We start from the raw sequence: 6,538 nt of genomic DNA, 5'->3' as shown, positions 1-6,538 counted from the left end.
ATCCTGAAGTCTTGATTTTGTAGATGTTTTACCACAGACACCTTTGCTTTCCCCATGGCTTCCACATCCGCCGGGTGCGCTCATCTCACACTGCCAGCATAGGAATTTTAAATCACATGCGTTATTTTTTTGTTCTTCTTCTTTTTTTCCGAATAATCCGAACATTTGTACTCCTTAAAATTTTTGTTACAGGAGTATTTTAGTCTTTTGAAGAATTTAATGCATTGACTGCGGTCAATGAATCTTTAAATCTGAAAAATTTATGTTGATTGTATTGAATTTTTTAATGTTAAAATTAAGCCTTGTAAGGTATGTGATGATTGCAACGCTAAAACCGGTGGAAACCACGACGTTGTAGTCGTTTGTAATTTCGAGCGCCAGAACGATAGAAGTAAAAGGCAGTTTCATAAGCACACCCATAAAAACGGCTGCGCCGATAGCCGCAAAATAAAACGGTTCGGTTCCTATATGAAGCTGGTAAACTATAATGCCGAACCCGTATCCGACCAGTGCGCCTATACTCATAAGAGGTACGAACATACCGCCTATCGCGTTTGAATATATTGAAAAAGAGGTTGCAATAATTCTCAAAAAGAGCAGTTCTATTATAAACAGTACCGGGAGCATTTTTTCTTCGTTTATCAGCAATGTGATTATGTTGTGTCCGGTAAACCCGCCGTACGGCGATAAAACAAGTATACTCGCGATTACACTTCCTCCTACAACCGCAAAGATCAGGTTTTTTAAAAATCCGAATTTATTGAATAGTTTTAAGTTTAAAACATAAAGAATTTTGTCCTGTAAAATAAGATAAAAGTAAATGAAAAAAGTTAAAAAAGGTATAAAAAGTGCTGTGAGATATACATATCTGAAATCGATTTCCCTTCCTGCGGAATAAATAAAATGAAAAGAATTCAGATACTGAACGGATATGGTAAATGCGCTGAGGCTTCCGATAATTATAAAAGAAATATAGCTTTTTACGAAATTGTAAGCTATGCTTTCAATAGCAAAGGCTATTCCCGTAATGGGAGAGACGAATATAGCCGAAATTCCGCTGCTTGCCCCCACGCTTATAAGGGGTTTTATAAGATTTGCCGGAAGTTTCATCAGTTTATGTATTTTAGACGCAATCATTGCGCCTATAGCGGCTGAGGGACCTTCGTTTCCGACTGCAAAACCGCTTCCGATGGAAAGGGCAGAGGCTATGATTTTTAAAAACAGGTTTTTTAAGGTTATCATTTCCCTGTTTTCCGAAACTATTTCCGTAATTTCGCTTACACCGTATTCTTTGACGCTTTTGTCGTACGCTATAATTAAATTTATTATTATTATTGAAACAATAGGTATAAAAAAGACATACCATAACGGAAGTTTGTGTATTGATTGTGAGGGATCGCCGAAAAACAGAAGTTTTGAAATAAATTTAGTCAAAAGGTCGTAAATAACGACAAAAATTCCGCTGATGCTTCCGGTTATAAACGATGCGATTAAAAAATTTCTGAATATGGAAAATTTGCTTAAAGGCAGTTTGAAAAGCTTTATGATACGTGTCATTACTTTCCTTTTTCAGTAAGGTTCAATTATAACACAAATATGTTATTATCAGATAAAAAAAGGCATAAAATGCTTGAAATTATTTACAAAAACCGGTGTCCGAGATGCGGCGGTGATATTTCTTCATTAAATCTCGATAAAGGAATGTTTTGTGATGAATGCCTTAAAACACAAAACAGACTTTGGAATATGCAAAACTGCGAAAATTTATTAAATTATGAAAAGTACTGCCTTGCTGAAAAAAAACTTGGTGAATTTAATAAATTTTTTAAAAACAAAACCGGTTATGAATTGAATTCAATTCAAAAAATGTGGGCTAAACGCTTTTTTTTGGACAGTTCTTTTGCCCTTTTGGCACCTACGGGGATTGGAAAAACGATTTTCGGACTTTTACTCTGCGCTTTTGTAAACAGTTCCTATATAATTTTCCCTACAAAACTTCTCGTAAATCAGGCGTGTGAAAAATTTAAAGAGTGGGGGATTGATTTTACGGCTTACACGGGCAAAAAAAATGAAAAAGAGTCAATTAAATCCGGCAGTTACAATATTTTGATAACCACCACCCAGTTTTTATACAAAAATAAAAACCTGATTAATAAAACGTTTAATCTTGTGTTTGTTGACGATGTCGATTCTATTTTAAAAAGCGGTAAAAAAATAAATGATGTTTTAATGTTATTGGGTTTTGATGAAGACACGATAGAAAAAACATATGAACTTATTAAAAACAAAAAATATTCTCAAATAAAACCAATCTCAAAAAAAGGCAATTTAATCGTATCATCCGCCACGGCAAACCCGAAATCAAAAAGAGTTTTGCTTTTTAAATACCTTTTAGGTTTTGAAGTAAGTCGCCCGGGTTTTAATCTTAGAAATATAGAAGATTTGTATGATAATGAATATTCATGGGAAAAATCTGTAAAATGGATAAGAATACTCGGAAGCGGCGGACTTCTGTTTTTACCCGGAAATGAAACAAAAGAAACTCTTTATGATTACGTTAATTATTTGAAATCTAAAGGAATTAACGCATATTCTTATGAAGAGTTTGGTGATCATATAGAGGAGTTTAAAAGGGGCGAGTGTTTTTTTGTTGGATTTGCAAGTTATAAAAATCCGCTGGCAAGGGGAATAGAACTTCCGGAATATATAAGGTACACCCTGTTTGTAGGTGTTCCGAAACTCGAATTCAACCTCAAAGAAGAAAATTTTAGAATGTTTTATTTTCTGATGCTGTCACTATTGCCGTATCTGGTGAAAAACAGCGAAACATTAAATATAAACGAAATACAAAAAGATTTGAAATTTTTAAAAGGGTATCTTTATGTTCCGTTTATAAATGAAAAAACCGAGGTTAAAATAAACGGCATATTAGAAAAATTCAGAAAAATTATAGATGACTATTCCGAACTGATTAAAAAATCAAAAGAGATAAGTTTTGACGGGGAAAAGTTTATAATTGCAGATGTTACGGGTTATATTCAGGCAAGCGGACGGAGCAGCAGGTTTTATAAAGGGCATTTGACCAAGGGGCTGAGCCTTGTATTGGTTGACAGCCAAAAAGCTTTTTATTCACTTAGCAAAAAACTTAAACTCTTTGGCGGAATTGAACTTAAAAATATAAACGAAACTAATATTAATAAAATTTTATACGAAATAGACGAATCAAGAAAAACAGAATACAAAACGAAATTTAAAACCACTTTTGTAATAGTGGAATCACCAACAAAAGCAAAAACGATAAGTTCGTTTTTCGGAAATCCGTCAAAAAGGATAATTGACGGGGTAACGGTTTATGAAGTTCTGCTTGAAAACAGGGTTTTGGTCGTATGTGCGAGTGTGGGGCATGATTTTGATCTGGTAAAAGATGAAGGTTTCTGGGGTGTTAGGGATTTGATACCTATTTTTAAAATAATTGAAAACAAAGATAAAATTCTTAAATCTTTAAATTTAAACGCGAATGAAGTAGAAGAAGTATATGTTGCCACCGATCCTGACAGGGAAGGGGAAAAAATAGCTTTTGATTTAATTTTAAACAACAAACCCTATAATAAAAACATTAAACGTATAGAATTTCACGAAATTACCAAATATGCATTTGAAAAATCAATTGAAAATCCGAGATTAACCGATTTGAATCTTGTAAAAGCACAGCTTTTAAGAAGAATAACGGACAGATGGGTGGGATTTAAAATATCCTCTTATTTACAAAACATACTTCACTCTCCCCATCTTTCGGCGGGGAGGGTTCAAACGCCGGTATTGAAATGGATTTGTGAGAGAACTTCCAAATTAGAAGAGAAAGTTTATGTGATAAGAATATCGTTTGATAATATAAACATTGATTTTGATTTTGAAGATAAAAACAGGGCGGATAAGTTTTTTTCATCTATTGGGGAAAAAATAATTGTTAAAAAAATATCTTCAAAAAAAGAGGCGCTTTTCGAAAAACCTTTCAACACCCCGGATCTTTTAAAAGCCGCTTATGAAAAATACGGGTTTTCGCCTCAGGTTACCATGCAGCTTGCACAGGATCTTTTCGAACGGGGGTTTATTACATATCACAGGACCGATTCATACAGAATTTCCGATGTTGGTAAAAAAATAGCAAAATCTTATATTTTGGAAAAATTTTCAAAAGAGTATTATAAAAACAGAAATTTTAAAAGCACCGGTGCTCATGAAGCTATAAGATCTACGACTTCAATGGACAGCGATGATTTAAAATCATTTGTTCTTGAAAAGGGAATAAATTTAACAAACGGACATTTTCGGCTTTATGACTTGATTTTTAGAAAATTTATAGCTTCATTTATGAAAGAGGCTGTTGTTTTGGTAGAAAAATTTTCCGTATTATCAAAAGAGGCGGAATATATTACGGAAATTATAGAAAACGGCTTTAATCTTATTTATCCTGTTAAGGTTTATAATATAAAAGAAGGTGAAAAAGCCGTAACCAAAAAAATATTTAAAAAATCAAAATTTACACCTTATACATATGCCGAAATTATTGAAGAAATGCGACAAAAAGAAATAGGAAGGCCCTCAACTTACGCAATAACTATAGAAAAACTGCTTGAGAGAAAATATATTACCGATAAAAATGGATATGTTTTTGCCACAAAACTTGGATTTAGAGTAATAAAAGAGATATTTCAAAGCGGTTATAAAGAGTTTGTATCTGAAAAATTTACAGCTGAACTTGAAAAGATAATGGATGAAATTGAAGAGGGGAAAATTGATTATGAAAAAGAACTTAAGAAGATTTTTTCTTTACTTTTTTAAGTTTTTCTATACCTTTAAGGTCTTCTTCCGTCCATTGGTAATAAGTTCCAAAAACTCTATCCCAGATATCTGTGGTTATTCCGTGATTTAAAAGAGGTTTTTTATGATGGACAAAATGAAACTCTTGCATATATCTCCAGTAATTACTTGAAAATTCGCGTCTGTGCATAATATGATGCATAATTCCGTAATTGAAATACCCAAGTGCCATACCCCCTACAATTGCGAACGCATCACTGCTTGGCATAAAAAAGTGAAACAACCATGCAAAAAAAGAAGCAATTACAGCACTCATAAAAAACGGCATAGCATCGTAACTGAAAGGGTTTTGATGATGATGTGCATGTCCTTCAATAAATACTTTTAAAGGGTGATTTTTATGAAACAACCATGCATGAACCGCATATTCTAAAAAAGTGAAAAATATAACACCTACTACGAATAAAGCAATGCTTGCCCATATATCTGTAGAGTAGTATATACTTAGCCCTAAAAATACTACGGCAGTTAAAAAATCAGTTGCTAGACTTAAATAATAATTCCATTTTGAAGCCGTCATTTTTAATATGAAATCTTTCATTTTCCTCTCCTTAAGTTCTACTTATGACATAATATAATTTGTAATTATATCAAAAAATTAAGCCATTTTGATATAATATAAATAAAAAAAGGACAAAAATGTATGAAAATAGACAAGAAGCAGGGAAACTGCTTGCTAAAAGACTTAAAAAGTTAAAAGACGAAGGAAAAATTGTAGATCCTGTGGTGGTGGTATTGCCTCGCGGTGGAATTCCTGTCGGTCTTGAAATTGCAAAAGAATTAAATGCGCCCCTTGATCTGCTTTTTGTTAAAAAAATTCCGGCACCCGGAAACGAAGAACTTGCAATAGGAAGTGTGAGTGAAAACGGAATTGTTTTTTTAAATCAGGAAATGATTCAAAGACTTGGTGTGGATGAAAATTATCTTCAGGAAAAAGGAATAGAAAAAATTCAGGAAATGGCAAGACTTAGGGATAAATATAAATATGAACCCGTTCCCCTTGAAGGTAAGGATGTTATTCTGGTAGATGACGGGATAGCGACAGGGGCTAGTATGTATCTTGCGGCACAGAGCATTGCCAGAGATCTACCAAGAAGTATTATCATTGCCGTTCCGGTGGCTCCGAAAGACGAAAGTGTTTTAAATATGTTAAAAAGCGTATCACACCATTTGGAGATTTTAAAAACGCCTGAAATGTTTATGAGTGTGGGAAGATGGTATGAAGACTTTCATCAGTTAAGTGATTCGGAAGTAAAAGAGTTATTAAACGAAGCTAAAAAAAATTTATCTTGATTTTTTAAAGAATATGAGTTGTAATATATAAAAAAGGAGTTGCAAATGGCAAAACTAACACAGTTTGAAAATGAAATAATGGGAAGATTTAAAGAAAGTCTGGCATTAAATAAAAAAAAAGAAAATCTTTCAAATGTTGATATTCATAAAGCAAGGGAATTGTTAAAAGAAGTAGGAGCGATATTACTTGATGTGACACTTCCTCATTTGGTTGATCCTCAAAATGCTGAGGAAGCCGGAATTGCGAATGCATATTATACTCCGTATCCGGAATTTGCAGAATATGTGGATATTTTACCAGATGATAAAACGCAACCAATTGTTGTAGCATGTAGAAAAGCGTTTTTTGCGAGCAGGATAAAAG

The 6,538-nt window shown here is 33.2% G+C and carries 5 protein-coding genes; 3 read left to right on the top strand and 2 right to left on the bottom strand.

What is annotated here, in order from left to right:
• Window positions 1–234 precede the first annotated feature (234 nt).
• Entirely contained in the window at window positions 235–1,557 is a 1,323-nt protein-coding gene (locus ACXJIE_RS00415) for a chloride channel protein (RefSeq protein ID WP_456479008.1), read from the bottom strand.
• 69 nt (window positions 1,558–1,626) lie between these two features.
• On the opposite strand from ACXJIE_RS00415, the gene rgy reads away from it, so the two are divergent.
• Complete coding sequence (gene rgy / locus ACXJIE_RS00410) at window positions 1,627–4,842, top strand: reverse gyrase (protein WP_456479007.1); 3,216 nt, start codon at window positions 1,627–1,629, stop codon at window positions 4,840–4,842.
• On the opposite strand, the gene ACXJIE_RS00405 is transcribed toward rgy, so the two are convergent.
• Complete coding sequence (locus ACXJIE_RS00405; protein WP_456479006.1) at window positions 4,814–5,422, bottom strand: sterol desaturase family protein; 609 nt, start codon at window positions 5,420–5,422, stop codon at window positions 4,814–4,816. The genes rgy and ACXJIE_RS00405 overlap by 29 nt on opposite strands.
• Before the next feature lie 98 nt (window positions 5,423–5,520).
• On the opposite strand from ACXJIE_RS00405, the gene ACXJIE_RS00400 reads away from it, so the two are divergent.
• Both ACXJIE_RS00400 and ACXJIE_RS00395 read left to right on the top strand, forming a co-directional pair.
• Window positions 5,521–6,174 (top strand): phosphoribosyltransferase, encoded by a 654-nt coding sequence (locus ACXJIE_RS00400; protein ID WP_456479005.1) that lies wholly within the window; start codon window positions 5,521–5,523, stop codon window positions 6,172–6,174.
• 45 nt (window positions 6,175–6,219) lie between these two features.
• The coding region (locus tag ACXJIE_RS00395; protein WP_456479004.1) for a rhodanese-like domain-containing protein at window positions 6,220–6,538 on the top strand (319 nt) is incomplete at its 3' end.

The sequence above is a fragment of the Nautilia sp. genome, assembly GCF_053994455.1.
The sequence above is the reverse complement of the archived record's forward strand: the minus strand, read 5'-3'. Positions and strand labels throughout refer to the sequence as shown.